The 17,036-nt window shown below is 42.8% G+C and carries 15 protein-coding genes; 6 read left to right on the top strand and 9 right to left on the bottom strand.

The features are described 5' to 3' along the window. The first annotated feature begins 53 nt into the window (after window positions 1–53). From O6R05_RS03015 to O6R05_RS02995, 5 genes are all read left to right on the top strand, one after another. Complete coding sequence (locus O6R05_RS03015; RefSeq protein ID WP_271191633.1) at window positions 54–2,357, top strand: phage/plasmid primase, P4 family; 2,304 nt, start codon at window positions 54–56, stop codon at window positions 2,355–2,357. 163 nt (window positions 2,358–2,520) lie between these two features. Continuing rightward, a complete protein-coding gene (locus O6R05_RS03010) occupies window positions 2,521–2,922 on the top strand; it encodes a hypothetical protein (RefSeq protein WP_271191632.1) in 402 nt (133 codons plus the stop codon). 54 nt (window positions 2,923–2,976) lie between these two features. Then, complete coding sequence (locus O6R05_RS03005; RefSeq protein ID WP_271191631.1) at window positions 2,977–3,246, top strand: hypothetical protein; 270 nt, start codon at window positions 2,977–2,979, stop codon at window positions 3,244–3,246. A 129-nt stretch (window positions 3,247–3,375) separates the two neighbouring features. Further along, on the top strand, window positions 3,376–4,323 hold the full coding sequence (locus tag O6R05_RS03000; protein WP_271191630.1) for a phage major capsid protein: 948 nt from the start codon (window positions 3,376–3,378) through the stop codon (window positions 4,321–4,323). Window positions 4,324–4,577: 254 nt separating this feature from the next. After that, complete coding sequence (locus O6R05_RS02995; protein ID WP_271192060.1) at window positions 4,578–6,215, top strand: recombinase family protein; 1,638 nt, start codon at window positions 4,578–4,580, stop codon at window positions 6,213–6,215. Between the two features lie 88 nt (window positions 6,216–6,303). Here O6R05_RS02995 and O6R05_RS02990 read toward each other — a convergent pair whose 3' ends face one another. Continuing rightward, on the bottom strand, window positions 6,304–7,659 hold the full coding sequence (locus O6R05_RS02990; protein ID WP_271192059.1) for a PFL family protein: 1,356 nt from the start codon (window positions 7,657–7,659) through the stop codon (window positions 6,304–6,306). Window positions 7,660–7,666: 7 nt separating this feature from the next. Then, window positions 7,667–7,936, bottom strand: coding sequence for an ACT domain-containing protein (locus O6R05_RS02985; RefSeq protein ID WP_271192058.1), 270 nt, complete (start codon window positions 7,934–7,936; stop codon window positions 7,667–7,669). A 152-nt stretch (window positions 7,937–8,088) separates the two neighbouring features. Between O6R05_RS02985 and O6R05_RS02980 the strand changes: the two genes are divergently transcribed. After that, window positions 8,089–8,415, top strand: coding sequence for a DsrE family protein (locus tag O6R05_RS02980; RefSeq protein ID WP_271192057.1), 327 nt, complete (start codon window positions 8,089–8,091; stop codon window positions 8,413–8,415). 37 nt (window positions 8,416–8,452) lie between these two features. Here the strand turns inward: O6R05_RS02980 and nadC are convergent, their stop codons facing one another. The 7 genes from nadC to O6R05_RS02945 form a co-directional block, all read right to left on the bottom strand. Beyond that, window positions 8,453–9,307: a carboxylating nicotinate-nucleotide diphosphorylase gene (gene nadC, locus O6R05_RS02975; RefSeq protein WP_271192056.1), complete on the bottom strand. Its 855-nt coding sequence runs from the start codon at window positions 9,305–9,307 to the stop codon at window positions 8,453–8,455. Next, entirely contained in the window at window positions 9,304–10,803 is a 1,500-nt protein-coding gene (locus tag O6R05_RS02970; RefSeq protein ID WP_390904746.1) for a Na+/H+ antiporter NhaC family protein, read from the bottom strand. Before O6R05_RS02970 ends, nadC begins: the two co-directional genes overlap by 4 nt. A gap of 65 nt (window positions 10,804–10,868) precedes the next feature. Continuing rightward, window positions 10,869–12,701 carry an ATP-binding protein gene (locus O6R05_RS02965; RefSeq protein WP_271192054.1) on the bottom strand — a complete coding sequence of 611 codons (1,833 nt, stop codon included), beginning with the start codon at window positions 12,699–12,701 and terminating at the stop codon, window positions 10,869–10,871. Window positions 12,702–12,710: 9 nt separating this feature from the next. Continuing rightward, window positions 12,711–13,640 carry a DNA double-strand break repair nuclease NurA gene (locus O6R05_RS02960; RefSeq protein WP_271192053.1) on the bottom strand — a complete coding sequence of 310 codons (930 nt, stop codon included), beginning with the start codon at window positions 13,638–13,640 and terminating at the stop codon, window positions 12,711–12,713. Continuing rightward, window positions 13,637–14,440, bottom strand: a complete 804-nt coding sequence (gene rsmI / locus O6R05_RS02955; protein WP_271192052.1) for a 16S rRNA (cytidine(1402)-2'-O)-methyltransferase — start codon at window positions 14,438–14,440, stop codon at window positions 13,637–13,639. The genes O6R05_RS02960 and rsmI overlap by 4 nt, the downstream gene beginning before the upstream one ends. After that, entirely contained in the window at window positions 14,437–15,117 is a 681-nt protein-coding gene (locus tag O6R05_RS02950) for a tRNA1(Val) (adenine(37)-N6)-methyltransferase (protein ID WP_271192051.1), read from the bottom strand. The genes rsmI and O6R05_RS02950 overlap by 4 nt, the downstream gene beginning before the upstream one ends. 91 nt (window positions 15,118–15,208) lie before the next feature. Then, window positions 15,209–16,984: a DUF4153 domain-containing protein gene (locus tag O6R05_RS02945; protein WP_271192050.1), complete on the bottom strand. Its 1,776-nt coding sequence runs from the start codon at window positions 16,982–16,984 to the stop codon at window positions 15,209–15,211. Between the last annotated feature and the right edge of the window lie 52 nt (window positions 16,985–17,036).

The raw sequence follows: 17,036 nt of genomic DNA, 5'->3' as shown, positions 1-17,036 counted from the left end.
AAGGAATATGAGGGGATATTTCTTCTTCAAAAAAATATGAAAGGAGTAGATATGTGAATTTAGAAAATATACCAAAGTATTTAAAAGAAAATGCAAGCTGGTGCTTATGGAAATATGAAACAAGAAATAATAAGGAGACAAAGATACCTTTTAATCCAACTACAGAAGGCTATGCATCCGTTAATAATCCAAAGACTTTTACATCCTTTGATAAAGCATCTGAAAAACTTAGTTCCTATGATGGACTTGGGATAAGAGTTGATGGAAAACTCGTAGCTATTGATGTGGATGACTGTGTAATCAACGGAGTTTTAAATGATTTAGCAAAGGAAATAATTAGCCATTTTCCACAGTCATACATTGAATTTAGTCCAAGTGGTAAGGGACTTAGAATCTTTACTTTTCTACCAAACTCAATAACTTACAACAAGGACATCTACAAGATGAAAACTAAAAAAGTTGAAGTCTATGTTGCTGGCTTTACGAATCGCTTTGTAACTGTGACAGGTCATGTCTATCAAGAAGGTGAGATTGTCGAAGAATCCAATGGATTACTCTGGCTTTTAGAAAAATATCTGAAAAGAGAAAAACAAAGTAAATCTACTAAACAAAATTTTAAAAGCTATTTAAATGATGAGGAAGTTATTGAAAAAGCATCTAATGCAATTAATAAAGAGAAATTTTTAAATCTATGGGCTGGAAACATTAAAGACTATCCCTCTTACAGTGAAGCAGACCTAGCTTTAACTTCAATCCTTGCATTTTATGCAGGTGGAAATGCTGACCAGATAGATAGGCTCTTTAGACAATCGGAACTTTTTAGGGATAAGTGGGATGAAAATCGAGGAGGAAAAACCTACGGAGAAATAACCATTGAAAAAGCAATCTCCTCTTTAAAAGAAGTCTATAAGCCTATTGCAAGAATAGACCCAAGTATCGAGTTTGACTTATCTATTGAAAAGTTAAAAGAAATGGGACTTCCTTTATCTTCAAAGTATTCATGGACAGATATAGGTGCAGGAAAAATTTTTGCAGACTTTCATAAGGATTCTCTTCGCTATGTTCCAGAAAGGAAAGCCTGGTATTTCTACGAAGACGGAATCTGGATAGCTGATACTGGAAGTTTAAAAGCTATGAAATTATGTATGAAACTTGCAAACCTACTTCATATCCTTGCCCTTGATATTGAAGATGAACATAAAAGAAAAGCTTATATCAAATTCTCAAACAGATGGCAAGCAAGAGGTTATAGGGTCAGCGTATTAAAAGATGCAGAGGTTCATCATCCATTAAATGTATCTGACTTCGATAAAGACTCCTACCTTCTAAACTGTACAAATGGGACTTTAAATCTAAGAACAATGGAATTTTACGAGCACAGAAGTTCTGACTATTTAAGCAAAATGGCTGATGTTATCTATGATCCTCACTCATTAAATGAGAGATGGAACATCTACATTGATGAAATTATGAGTGGAGATAAAGAAAAAGCTAATTTCCTACAAAAGATATTAGGTTATGGGCTTACAGGAGATACAAGGCATGAGTGCATGGCAATTCTTTATGGAATGACCACGAGAAATGGCAAAGGAACTCTTTGTGAATCCATATTAAAAGTCCTCGGAACTTATGCCTGTTCATCAAGACCTGAAACACTAGCTCTAAAAAACAAAGTAAATAGTTCTGGACCCAGTGAAGAGATAGCGAGACTTGCAGGAGTACGCTTTGTAAATATTCCAGAGCCAGGCAAGGGACTACCCTTAAATGTTGCACAAGTTAAAAGTCTTACTGGTAATGACACTATTAATGCAAGATTTCTACATGAGAATTCCTTTGACTTTAAACCTCAATTTAAAATCTACATCAACACCAACTACCTACCCATAGTTAATGATGTGACTGTATTTACCAGTGGAAGAATGCTCATCATTCCCTTTGACAGGCATTTTACTGAAGAGGAACAAGATAAAACATTAAAGACAGAATTTGCAAAAGAAGAAGTAAAGTCTGCAATCTTAAACTGGCTTATTGAAGGCTACAAACTTTTACAAAAAGAAGGATTAACTATTCCTGATTCAGTAAAAGATGCAACTCTTAAATACCAAAAGGAATCAGATAAGATTGCTATCTTTATGGAAGATTGCTTAGAAGAAGGGAAAGACTATGAAGTTAGAACCTCTGAAGTTTACGAAAGGTATAGGTCTTGGTCTTTAGAAAATGGCTACTATCTTGAAAGCATGAAGACCTTTAAGCAATCTCTGGAATCTAAAGCAACCATCAAAAGAAAAAGACCTAAGGATGGAAAACACAAGACCACAGTCCTAACAGGCTATAGGTTAATTTCTGAATTTCTATAAAGTCTGTGGCAATGTGGCAGATGAAAAATTTAATTTAGAAATTTTGTATCTATATGGATAATACTTTTTTACCTGCCACACCTGCCCTCATTTAAGGAGGTGGTGCTTATGATTGTGTGTAATTAGAAGTTTAAGCAAAGTTAAAAAATTAGGAGGAATATAAATGATTACAAAAGAAGATTTAGAAAGAAAGTTTACTTTAAAAAATAAGATTGTGGTGACTTCCCCAAAGGGAATATCTACAGAATTAAAAAGAAAAAAAGATGATAGGTATGTCATTAAAAAAGATGAAAGCGAAATCAAGCTAAATGACTTAAAAGACTTAACTGAATATTGTAAGGTTATGTGCATTTACAGAAACAATGAAAAAGTCACTGAAGACTTATTGGAGAATGCCTTTAAGCTACGAGATACGATTATTCTTCATAAGTCCGACAAGTCACCTGTAAAAGTTGTCAAAGAAAAAATATACAACTACACACTGGATAATCAAGATACAGTTATTCCATTCAAAGGAACAGAAAGTATCGTAGCCTTTCTAAAGCAAAATAATTTTAGTCTATAAATAAAGGTGGCAATGTGGCAGGTAAATATATAGGACTTAAAACTTCTATTCTCTATGGGAAGTTTAATTTTCACCTGCCACACTGCCCCAGATATTTTGAAAGGAGCAGAAATGATTATTGGAGATATTTTTGAAAAAGATAGACTCACAGCTGTGGACTTAAAGGACACTAAGTATGAAATTCTAAATGTAATTAACAAAGATAAGTATAAAATTATCCTCGCTAAAGGAGACAAGTCTTATCTTGTAATTGATGGAAGATTTAAGAATATGTTTTTCCCTTCTTTAGAAGAAGCCGAAGAATATATTGAGAGTAAAAAATAATTTGTAACCCAGGGGGCATCCTAATCTCCAGGAGACTTTTTCCTATCAACGGTGCCGCCCTCTTACGCACAAAAAAACAAGTTCAAAGGGGGTATTAACCCCAAATTTAAAAATATAAAGGAGAAATTTATGTTAATTAAAGAAAAATCAAAAAGAAACGAAATATTGTCTGCTAATTCCTATAAAACTAATTTATGGAATTATTTAAGAAACAAGGATGAATCATCTTATTCAGATTTTAAGGGTCTTGGTCTTATCCAAGATGGCTCACCTTTTATGGATGCAGAAAGCACAGAATACTTTATAGCTAAACTTACAGAAAAGAGCGTAGTTAGAAAAGAAGCTACAGTTTTAAAAAATGATATAGATTCATCTTCTATTGTAACTTTCCCAAGTAAATCTATGGCGACTTGGACAAAAGCAGGAGAACATGACCTATTTGCAGATGCCTTAGAAATGAAAGATATGGATGTGAATTTAGAATACAACACATTATCTAACTTAATTACAATTCACGAAGATTTTCTAAATGATCCTCAAACTAAGATTGAGAAAATAATCCTAGATACCTTTGCTCATAATTTTGCTAAGGCAGAAGATAAAGCCTTTGTAGAAGGTAGTGGTCAAAATGAGCCATTGGGGATTTTAGAAGATGACAAAATTAAAAGCCTATCTGCTACAAAAGAACTAAAGCTTGATGACTTGAAAAAACTATTCTTCTCTTTAGATAGTGAATACAGGGAAAATGCAAAATGGATAATGAATGATAAAACTGCTCTTTATCTTCAAAGCTTAAAAGATGGTCAAGGTAACTTCTTGTGGAATCAATATGATGTCACTTTCATGGGAAAAGAAATTCTAATCTCAAACTTTATGCCAGATATCGATACAGGTAAAAAACCAGTAGCTTTAGGTGACTTTTCAAATTATTGGATTATTGAAAGACAAAATCCTACCATAAAAAGATTGTCCGAGATGTTTATTCTTAAACAACATCAAGGCTTCATTATGCGAGAATATTTAGATGCAAAGCTAATGTATAAGGATTCAGTCCTTACTTTATCCATTGAAGAATAATGCCAATGGTAGAAACTAAAAAGAATGAGATTAAAAAGTCGGAGAATATCGAAGTATCTGGCACAATCTTTACAGTTCACTCTATGAAAAGTGAAAATGCAAAAAAGAGTGTCGAACAAATCATAAGAAAGCTCATATTAAACAATGTGGATACTTTGAATAGATCCAATTTATCAGCTTAATTAACTTGATATAGTCTGAAAAGTACGGGAATATGTAATTGCCACTTGAAGGCTGTCCGAAAGGAGGAGAATATGGAACAATTAAATAGACAGTCTTCTTACTTTTCAGCTAATGAAAAGATTACAGCATTATACTGTAGGCTTTCAAGAGATGATGAACTTCAAGGCGAAAGTAACTCCATAAGAAATCAAAAGGACATATTAGAAAAATATGCTCTGGATATGGGATTTGAAAACCTAGAGTTCTTTGTGGATGATGGTTATTCAGGAACGAACTTTGATAGACCCTCTTGGAATAAACTAAATGCCTTAATTGAAGATGGAAAAGTTGAAAATATTATTGTAAAAGATATGAGTAGACTTGGTAGGGATTATCTAAAGGTAGGATTTTACACAGAAGTCTTATTTCCAGATAATGATATACGATTCATCGCTATAAATAATGGTGTGGATTCAAATAACCAAGTAGAAAACGACCTTACACCCTTTATCAATATCTTCAACGAGTTCTATGCTAAGGATACAAGTAAAAAGATAAAGGCTGTTTTTAAGGCTAAGGGTCAAAGTGGAAAACCACTAACAACTAATCCGCCTTATGGTTATTTAAAGGATAAGGAAGATAAAAACAAGTGGATCGTTGATGAAGTTGCAGCTGAAACTGTAAAGCTAATTTTTAACCTTTGTATTAAGGGTTTTGGTCCAAGTCAAATTGCCTGTGAACTAAAGAGTAGAAAAATCCCAACCCCTGCCGAGCATTTTAAGTCTATAGGACTCAATTTCCCTGTTGACACTCCAGAAGAGGAATGTAATTGGAATCCTGCTACAATAGCTACTATTTTAGATAGAGAAGAATATCTTGGGAAAGTTATAAATTTTAGAACTAAGAGAAAATCTTACAAAACCAAGAAAAGTGTAGACAATCCAAAATCTGAATGGGCTATCTTCGATAATGTTCATGAGCCGATTATTGATGAAGAAACCTTTGATATTGTAAAAAGGATAAGAAAAACAAGACGAGTTCGTAACAGCTTAGGAGAAATGCCTGCCCTATCTGGTATGCTCTATTGTGCAGACTGTGGAGCAAAATTGTATCAAGTAAGAGGTAAAGGCTGGTCTCGTGATAAAGAATACTTCGTTTGTGCATCCTATAGAAAGCAAAAAGGCAAATGTACCTCACATCAAATTAAGAACATTCAAGTTGAAGAAATTCTTTTGAGGGAGATTAGGAAAGTTACAGCCTTTGCAAAAGACCATGAGGAAGAATTTGTAGATTTAGTTTTGAAGAAGAAAACCAGCGAGTTAAATCAGGTATTAAGAAGTCAGAAAAAGGAATTAGAAGATTCTAAAGATAGAATTGAAAAACTTGACTCTATCGTTCAAAACCTATATGAAGATAACTTGGAAGGTAAAATATCTGACCAAAGATTTGAAAAAATGGCAAAAGCTTATGATGAAGAAGAAAATCTACTTCAAAAACGAATAGCTGAACTTGAAGAAACTATTACAAAATCGCAAAAAGAAGAACTTAATGTGGAATCATTCCTAAAGCTTGTGAGGAAGTACACCGATATTAAAGAACTTGATCCAGAAATGATAAGAATATTTGTAGACAAGATTTATGTAGAACAATCAGAAAAAGTTCCAGGTACAAATTTAAAGAAACAGACCATTTGGATTTATTGGAACTTCATAGGGAAAATTGACATATAAAAATCGGCACAAAGGTTAATACCTTCATGCCGATTAAATTTTAAGGAAATAAATCCCTAATTAAGAGCCCCTTAAGCTCCTTTTTTTGTCAATTTTTAAAGCTGTGCACCGGTGCGGGAATATGCCCGCCGCGATGAATAAAATCTTTCGCCGATGTACTGCCTATGTCCATAATCGGCGCATACCCGAGGAGCCCGCCAAATTCTGCACGATCTCCCACAGACTTTCCGATGACGGGAACCACCCGAACCGCTGTGGTCTTTTGATTGATGACGCCAATAGCCGCTTCATCGGCAATGATGGCGGCGATGGTTTCCGCCGGCGTGTCCCCCGGAATGGCAATCATATCCAATCCTACCGAGCACACACACGTCATCGCTTCCAACTTGTCAAAAGTCAGATGCCCTGAGGCCGCAGCTTTGATCATACCCTCGTCTTCCGAGACAGGAATAAAAGCGCCGCTAAGACCACCGACACTGGAAGAAGCCATGAGGCCGCCCTTTTTCACAGCGTCATTTAACAGCGCAAGAGCTGCCGTCGTACCGTGACCACCGACAGTTTCAATGCCGATCTCCTCCAAAATGCGAGCCACACTGTCTCCAATGGCAGGGGTCGGCGCCAGGGACAGATCCATAATGCCGAAAGTCTTGCCCAAATCCTTGGCCACTTCTCGGCCAATCAACTCACCCATGCGTGTAATTTTAAAAGCTGTCTTTTTGATGGTTTCATACACAACATCAATCGGCGCGCCCTTTTGCTTCTCAAGGGCGACTTTGACCACCCCCGGGCCTGAGACGCCGACATTGATGCACGTGTCGGCTTCGCTGATGCCGTGAAAAGCGCCCGCCATAAACGGATTGTCCTCAACCGCATTGGCAAAGGCCACAAACTTGGCACATCCGATACTGTCCTGATCTTTCGTCGCTTCTGCCAGCTCCCGAATCGTCCGACCTAAAAGGGCAATGGCATCCAAATTGAGGCCGGCTTTTGTCGTCGCCACATTCACACTGGAGCACACATAATCCGTCACTGAGAGTGCATGAGGGATCGAACGGATGAGCTTTTCATCACCGGGCCCCATACCCTTTTGTACCAGCGCGGAAAAGCCGCCGATAAAGTCCACGCCGACTTCATGCGCCACGCGATCCAAAACTTGAGCATACGGTGTGTAATCGTTCAATTCACTTGCCGCCGCAATCAGGGCTATGGGAGTCACAGAAATGCGGTTGTTGATAATCGGCACGCCATAGAGTCGCTCCATCCGCGCAGTGGCATCTAAAAAGCCTTCCGTCTCCCGCATCATTTTTTCATAAATTTTATCACAGGCCCGCTTCGAATCGGAATCAATACAGTCTAGCAGTGAGATACCCATAGTGACTGTGCGTATGTCGAGATGCTCATCCTCCAGCATCTTGATTGTTTCAAGTATATTTCTTTGATCCATAGGTCACCTAAATTCTGTGCATGGTGTTAAAGAGGGTTTCGTTTTGAAGTTTGATATAGACGCCGATCTCCTCACTGAGCTTCTTAAAACCCTTTTGCACTTCATCAAAGCTCACGTTGGCATCTTTTAAATCCACCATCATCATGGCGGTGAAATTGCCGTCCATAATAGTTTGGTTGATGTCTAATATATTGATATTGTACTGCACCAAAAGTTCCGAGGTGCGATAAACAATACCGGTGAAATCCTGTCCGATAATGGTAAGTATTGCTTTCATGCTCTCTCTCCTCTGTAGTGATTTCTTCTGTTCATTATAACCAATCTATCTTCCCTTCACAAGCTTCATACTTTCCTGTCAAACCAAACTCGCCAGCTTGTTTAAAGCCTATGGTAAAGTGGTACAATATAACTAATTAAGGAGGTAATGGCATGAAGGTTATATTTCACATACTTGATCAAACAAAATGGCAAACCAATTTAGACAATATTCGCGACTTACTTAGCTATGACAGCAACGCACAAATTGAAGTGATTGTCGGCGCCGAAGCCGCTCAAATCTTTACCGCCTACTCAGGCCTCGACTTTGGGGATCTCTTGGACTCACCAAAAGTTCACTTCAGCATTTCCAAAATGGCCATGGATAACTATAAGATGGAACCTGATCTCCTGCCCAACGGCATCGTCATCGAAGATCTGCTCATCGCAAAAACCGTTCGCCTGCAAAATGAAGAGGGTTATGCCTACATTCGCCTATAAGTTTCGCAAAAAAGCTCCGTGGTTACGGAGCCTTTTTTTATAATTCAATAACTTTCAAGTGTTTCATGGACAGGTCCAAAATTTTAGCGGAGTGAGTTATCGCACCACTGGAAATAAAGTCCGCCCCAAGTCCGCGATAGTTGGCCACATTGTCCAGATTGATGTTGCCTGAGAGTTCCACTTTGCTGCGTCCGCCAATAAGAGCCACCGCTTCTTTAATGCTCGCCACATCCATGTTGTCTAACATGATGATGTCGGCACCGGCGTTAACCGCTTCTTCAGCCAACTCAAGGCTCTCCACTTCAATTTCAACCGGCGTGGTAATGCTTGCGTAATCCCTTGCCATGGCAATGGCCTTTGCCACCGAACCCGCAGCACCGATGTGATTGTCTTTTAGCAAAATGGCATCAGATAAATTGTAACGATGGTTGGACGCACCGCCGACAGTCACGGCATACTTTTCAAAAATTCTAAGGCCGGGCGTCGTCTTTCGCGTATCCACAATTTTAGTGTGAGGATCATCCAGTGTCGTCACCATCTTATGGGCATACGTGGCGACACCGCTCATTCGCTGGAGCATATTGAGCGCCACACGCTCTGCGGTAAGAAGCACATGGACACTTCCCGTCACGGTACCGAGTAGTTCTTGTTTGGTGATGGCGTCGCCGTCAGATTTTTGCAAATCAAAGGAAGTCTGGGGATCCAGGAGTAAAAAGGTCCGCCTGAAGACTTCAAGCCCGGCAAGAATCCCCTCATCTTTGGAAATCAACTCCACCGTCGCCCGAGCATTCTCTTTAAAGACACTTGCCGTCGTCACATCCTCATACGTGACGTCTTCTTTAAGGGCTCGCAGGAGCGCCTCATCCATCAAAAATTTTTCAATGCCCTTCATTGTACCTCACCATACTTAGCAACCGTACGTCGTTTCATCACATAGATAATAACCGCTAAAACCGCAACGCCCACAGGCAGTGCCATGATATTGTTGTCCGTCACGCCTGCGACAAAGAATCCGACAGCCGTCGCCACGGCACAAATCATCGCATAGGTGATCTGAGATGACACGTGAGCGATGTGATCGCTCCCCGCTCCGGCTGACGATAAAATCGTGGTATCTGAAATCGGTGAACAGTGATCGCCAAAGACCGACCCTGAGAAAATCGCGGCCAATACAATGGAGATATAGTGCATATGATTGGACTGAATTAAAATCGGTACCACGATAGGAATTAAAATCCCAAATGTCCCCCAGGCTGTCCCTGTGGAGAACGCAAGAAAACTTGCCACAATAAAGATAATTGTCGGTAAAATCCACATCGGCATTTGAGACTGTTCAATGAGTCCTGCAATGTAGCCGCCGGTATTGAGGTACTCTTCCGATGTAATGCCGCCAATGGTCCAGGCTAAAATAAGGATGACAATAGCCGCAATCATGGACTTCATGCCGTCGACGATACCGTCCATAAACACTCTGAAGCTGACCAGCTTGCGAGGAATGTACATCACAAAAGCACAAACAATCGCCACGACAGAACCGATAACTAAAGACAAATTGACATTGGCATCCCCAAACGCCGTCGCCGCATCCGTGCCGTCAAAGAAACCGCCAGTGCGCAGCATCATGGCAACGGTGACGCCGATCAACACTAAAATCGGCAGTACCAAATCAATGACTCGCCCGTTGTCCGAGTGTTGATAGCCGACTTCATCTTCAGAGACAAGCTTGGACGTATCCTCACGTTCAAAAGCTTCCATCGCACCGATTTCATACTTGGTCACAGAAAAGATCAACACGGTAAGTAGCGTAAACAGGGCATAGAGATTTAAAGGAATGGTGGACAGGAACACCTGCATCGGGTTCTCAACACCGGTATCGCCGATAATCGCCACCACAGAAGCCGCCCAGCTTGAGACCGGAGCCAAAATACAGACCGGCGCCGCCGTGGAGTCAATGATGTGAGCCAGCTTTGCCCGGGAGATATGATTGGCGTCGGTAATAGGCTTCATAACCGCACCTACGGTGAGACAGTTAAAGTAGTCATCGATGAAGATCAGCACCCCTAAAATGGCTGTGGCAAGCTTAGCCGACGACTTGCTGCCGATTTTTTTACTGGCCCACTTCCCATAGGCAAAGGATCCCCCTGCCATATTCATCACCATAACTAAGGAGCCGAGTAGTGCTAGGAAGAGAATCATCAGGGCATTGTCCCCAATTTTCGTCCCCATCAGATCAAAGACACTCTCCAGAGCGCTCACGATATCCCCTCCGGTCAAAATAAGTCCCCCTGCAATAATGCCCGCTAGGAGGGAGGTGATGACTTCTTTAGTCATCAATGCCAAAGCAATGGCCACAATAGGCGGTACAATTGATAAAAATCCGAATTCCATACAATCACCTTTTTCTTTTTTATATTTAACGCTCATTATAATACAGCCGTCTGCCGTTTACAATTTTATTTTCTGGTGTAAACCTTTCCAAATATCGGATTTTCTTCAAGTTCCACCAATCCGGCGTCCACCAGACCGTCGAGTTTTAATACCAATTGATCTAAAGTGAGTCTGATCCCGTCCTTTTCCAGTTCCTGAAGCACGGCTAAACCGCCTCCGGCACCGGGACTGATGGGCAGATACGCCTTAATATCCTCATAAAACGTCTGATGCGTGGCATGGCGAATGGTATCCAGTTCGTCAAACGGATTTTCCTTGTGAGGCGATTTGGTATCCGCCATCCGAATCCGCACATAGGCAGTTCGACCCATCTTCGACGAAGATATAAAGACATCGCCGGTGGTGAGATAGGGCAGCCGTTTGGACTCTTCTAAAGAAATATCCGTCTCTTCGCGAATCGTGTCAATGTCCGATGCCCGAACGGTTCTGAAAATAAGCTTGGTGTTGAGCTGTGCGGTGATTGTCTCGTCCAGGAGCGTCGGACGCTGCGTCGCTAAGACTAAAAAGACGCCATACTTTCTTCCCTCCTGAGCAATTTCTCTGAGCTTGTACTTCGCCGGCGATTCCAAGCCCTTTGGCGCAAAGTTATGAGCTTCATCCGTCACAATGACAAAAGGCGGAAAAAACGTCCGCGCCTCACCGGCATAGATGCCTTCCCGATACTCCCTGCGCATCTTGTAGAGTTTACTGATGAGGTACGTGGCAAACACTTCAATAGTTCGCGTAGAACCCTGCACCACTTGGAGCTTACCTGCCATCAGTCCGTCAATAATCGGCGCAATGTCTTTATTCAAAACACCTTCATACTTCAGCCGATCCAGCCGCCACAAAATTCCTTTTAACGTAGCCGGGTTAGTGGCGTTTTGATATTTGTCAAAGGTGGCTCGGACGTGTTTTAACTTCTCCGCCTCGTCCCTTTTCCCCTCCGCTTCCAGATCGTCTATCTTGCGGTCAATCTTTTCCACCGACCCGTAGTCAAAGCCTGTGACAATGGCATCCACTCGCTTGTTGAATTTAAAAAAGCTCTCTCCCGGATTGAAGAGCATGTCAATAGAATTCTTCATGGGATCACTTAAGTTCCCGGAGGTCTCCAGAAGATTTTTCAAATCCGAGGCATAGAGGTCCTCAAAACGAATGCCGATAGTGTGTCCGATGCGATGGACGGAAAACTTGTCTTCATAGGCCGACGCCTGAAAGTCCATCTCATAGTGGGGATCCAACACCACAGTCGGGACCGATTTTTTCATCAGCTCTTCTAAAATCACCCGAAGGCCGAAACTTTTCCCCGAGCCGGATCCGCCAAAAACCCCAATGTGAGGATACTCGTGCATGCTGCGATAGTCCATGATGTAGGGCACTTCATACTGCATAACCGTCCTTGAACCTTCCAACGTCTCGAAGTGATCCTTGTAAGACTCCGGCATATCTTTTGCTATGTCATCCGTATTTCGAATCGCCCCAAGAATAAGTCCCGCCTCAGGCTCTGTGCCGATGAGATGAGACTTCACTTCACTGAAATGAGGCAGCCTCAGCGACGACCCGGAAATAATGGGATAGTTCGCCTCTCGAAGCAGACGCAGTTTGGCCAGATAAATCGTCTCATCCGACACGTCGTAACCCATGGACTTTAAGGATTCTATCACCGACTGATCCACAAAGTCACCGCCCTTTTCCAAAGGTATGTAGCGATTAAAGGTATTCGCTTCCACCACTTCCGCCAAAATATCGCCTGAGGCATCTTCAATAACTAAAAACTCATTAATGCGAAAATTCCGCTTGCGATTTGCCGCATAGACTTCTCGGGACGACGTCATCCCGACCACTGTCATATCGTACATTCTATCCCCCTATCGTGTCCGACCGTCACGCTCCGAAATAAAAAAGCGACGGTAGATATCCCGATCCAAATACGTCTCCAATACACTGCGCACCATAGCCTCAGTGAGTTTTACCTCGCTATCCACAATGTCAAGCCACAACGGTACCCCTCGTGAGTGCTCCGGCGTCAACGTGTAGACAAGATTCGCCATCATGGGAAGTCGATCCTCATACTCCGCCATTAAATCCAATCCGATACACATGGAGTCCACCCCTGTGCGCAAAAAAGCCGATACCAGATCGGCCTCTTTATATTTTCTGCTGATGTCGTTGTCGATATAGAGCACTTCCCCGCGCTGTAGCCGCCCGTGAAGCAATTCTCTGTCGTACCCATGACTAAGACCCAAGGTACTGCTGATGAGATCGGTCTTAATATCTTTAATAACCCCCATGAGTATCACATCTTTTTCCCGACACAGATTCACCAACCTTTTGAAGTGAACGGAGTCGAAAATATTGTAGCGAATCAGCCCCCCATCCATCATCACAATGCGGGGCGAATAGGTTGATAAAAACTCAATTGCCGCATCCAGTTCCACCTTGGCAAGCATTCTGTCGCGATTGCGCTCTTCAGTATCCCGCTCCAAAATCGGCGTATAGATATCATTGACGGTGACGGCTTGGTTGTACGTGCTTTTGGCAAGACCGCGGTAGAGCTCCACATAGTGCGGATAGAGACCGCCCACCTTCACCACCGAACCGTCGACCCCCACCAGCTCACCCAGAGAGCTCAGCGAAGCTTCATCTAACTTTTGAAGTCGGCTCAATGTGCCGATCTCACTTAATACGTCACGACGAAACACCTCATCGCTCATGTGAAAATAGTTGGTATACTTTGTTTTCAGCGCCTCATTCAATGCCTCAACACTGACCTTCAGCCGCTCCATGCTGTCGTTCATGCCTTCTCCTTAAGCTCCAGGCTCATCTCATAAATCGTGTTCTTCGGCAGGTTCGTCGCCTTCGCCACAGCTTTTACCGCCTGAGACGGTCTCATGCCCTCGTCCATATAGGCCTGAAGCATAGCTTTTACATCATACGTCGGCACGTCACTACTTCCTTCCACCACAATGACAAATTCACCTTTGTCGGCAATCTCATCGGTGTCTTCCCCGAGTCTGAAACGGTAGTGACTTTCATAAAGCTTGGTGAGTTCCCGACTCACACTGACATGCCGCGGTCCGAGCACTTCATAGAGACTGCTCAAAGTTTTATAAATCCGATGAGGCGCTTCATAAAAAATCAGCGTAAACGGCAGAGCTTTTAAACTTTCAAGCTGTTCTCTACGCTTGCCCTCCTTGGCATCCAAAAACCCATAGAACAAAAAGTGCTCCGTGCTAAGACCCGAGCTTACCAAAGCGGTCAGAGCGGCATTCGCCCCCGGAAGCACTTCAAAATCCACGCCAGCTTCAATCAGCGCCTCCACAAGCACCGCTCCTGGATCGGAAATGCCGGGCATCCCCGCATCACTCACCACCGCCACATCTTCCTCCTGACCCAGTGCCACTAAACTCGCCGCCTTTTGCCGCTCGTTAAATTTGTGATAGCTGATCAGTTTTTTCTTAATCTGTAAATGATTGAGGAGCTTTTGGGTCACTCGCGTGTCCTCACAGGCAATGGTCGTCACCCGCTCCAGCACCTCCACCGTGCGATAGGTAATGTCGCTCAAATTGCCGATGGGCGTCGGGCAAAAGTAAATCATAGTCTCATATCCTTTATCATCTCAATCTTAGTTTCATCCATAATCCACGTCGTCACACGAAGTTGGGTGCCGCCGCCCTTCACACATTCCATTAAAAATCGCTTCGGTTCGGACACCATATCCTTTTGAAGGAGCACCAGACGTTTCGGTTCCAAATGCACCTGCCTTGCGTGGGCCATGGCATCCACAAGGCGTGTCGTTGGAAAGACCAGGTAAAAATAGCCGCGATCTTTTAACACATAGCTTGCCACCTCTAAAAAGAGTTCCAAGTTGTCCTGATGTTTCGAAAAATTTTTGGAGTCGTTGTCCGTCTTCAGATTCATGGCATAGTACGGCGGATTGGTGATCACCACATCCATACGTTGATGATACGCCGGCGTTTTTAAACAGGTAATGGAGTCATGCAAATTCTCAATCTTACCCGCCACACCGTTGTGAAGTGTCGACTGACAGAGGAGCCTATAAGGCGCCTCGTTTTGCTCCACATTGATAAGCCGACTCACACGATCCAAAAGACGAAAGCCGAGAATACCTGTGCCCGCACCTAAGTCCGCCACCATCCCCCGAGCCCGTGCTCGTGCAAAAGCACTGAGGGCAAGAGCATCCAAAGTATATTTAAAATGTCGGTCATCCTGTAAAATGTCTAAAGCCGTCCCCGGCACTCTGTCGTAGTTCATAGAGCTATTGTACCACACACGGTGAGTGACAGGCGGTTTTAAGGGAACAAAAAACGCAGCCGAAGCTGCGCCTTGTGATAATTATGTGCAGTTATTCCACCATGAGATAGAACCGAACGTCCTGAACGGTGTTGGATACGCCGTATTGAGAGGCTTGAGTGAACAAGACTTTGTAGCGAATGCCTTCATGTTCGCCTGTAATGGCAAGCTCCTCCGGTGAAATGTTGATGTTATTGCGTTGCAGCACTTTAACCTTATCGATCACGTCCTTCATAGTGAATGAAAAAACCTTCACGTAATTTTTGTTCACCATACGTGCGACTACCACCTCGCCGTGACTGCTGTACACACGATAGCCGTTAAACGTCGTGTCATCGTCGATATCCGATGAGAAGCTCAAATCAATCAGCTGATTGAATCCGCTGATGTCAATGGCGGTGAGATTGTCATAGGCATAGTAGCTCACATCGCCGTCGTTGTAAGTCTGACGTGCAATGACCGGTTCAAAGCCGAAGACTTCAGCAAAGTTATCATCCGTGTGGCGATAGTCTTTCGGCACAAAACTCAGTTCATAAGCGTGGTGATGATTGCTCATGTAATCCACGATTTCAAAAATTTCCTGTCTGTCTTCTTCGCTGAGATCGTTAGTCGGCATCACCTCAGCATTTTGCAGCATATTGTTCTTGCGCAGGAGATTTTCAAGGCGCAGATTCTGGCTTCTTGCCGCCATGTTGTAAGCACTAAGAGGTCCGATAGTGCTGATTAAAATCATCAGACTGAGCACTACCGGCACCACAATGTTGGAGTGAGCACGATAAAAAATATAATAGAGATTGCTCAGAAGCACAAAAATGGCCGCCATAATGACAAAGTAGCGATTTTCCGTCATGGCATAAGCGCCGATGCGAAGAAAAATGGCATAAAAGAGCATTCCGAGAAGCGGCAGCATCGCCACAGGCATCCATTTGCGAAACCCGTTGATCAGGGGAACATCGTCAATGGCCTTTAAAAGATAGACAAAGGCCGCTTCAAAAAGGCTGAACCATAACACGAGATCCGCAAGAATATTGTTCGGCACTTCCGCAGTGAAAATGACTTTGCCGAAATAAAGGTACAGAATCGCCGCATAGACGACAAAAATCGGAATGAGAATGTAGTGAATTAACACCACGACCACTTTGTCCAACTTAAAACTCTCATACGACGCATTGGCCTTGGGATAGTTGGAAAGAAAGATCCCCACGTTAAAAGGCAGGTAGAGAAAGATGGCGGTACGCATATACGTTGTGTCCCCGACATCTAAACCGAAAAGCTGTCTTAGTGCAAAGTAGATGCTGAACATACCGATTAAGAGCACCGTGCTGTAGCCAAGAGAAATCATACCCGCCACCACAATCTTAACCGTGTAGGTCACGAAATCTTTGTGGAACCAGAAACGCGCCACATAAAAACAACCGATAATGGTCGCTAAGAGCGCTCCGAAGTAAATATAGCCCATCTCATATTGGAAGAGCATGCCTTCACTGCTGAAAAGCACAACCCCGATGGAACCTACGGCAAGCATAAAGGCCGTGACAAAGCCAAGGATAATCAGCCTGTTTTTTTCTTTTATCGTACCGAGGGCATCCTTCTGCATAATACCGTGGATGGCAAGGTTGACAAATAGACCCGCCACGGCAATAAAGACAAAGAGATACCCCACCCTGACATCAAAATAATCAGCGCTAAGCGGGCCTTCCGGTTCGCTGCCCACTGCCATCATAAAGGCAAAAGCGGCAATGACTACGGCAAACATCGTCGCCGGAAACTGTGTAAAAGAGGACTTCGAACGCATCAGCGTCGATTTAATTGAATTGACAAGTCTCATAATGCCTCCTATTTCTAATGCTATTATAAGCTAAATCCTTCCTCTCGGCTAG

The sequence above is a fragment of the Peptoniphilus equinus genome, from assembly GCF_027921445.1.
In the GTDB taxonomy this organism is placed as follows: Bacteria; Bacillota; Clostridia; order Tissierellales; family Peptoniphilaceae; genus Peptoniphilus; species Peptoniphilus equinus.
Note: the sequence above shows the minus strand (reverse complement) of the source record. Positions and strands in the feature narration are given on the sequence as shown.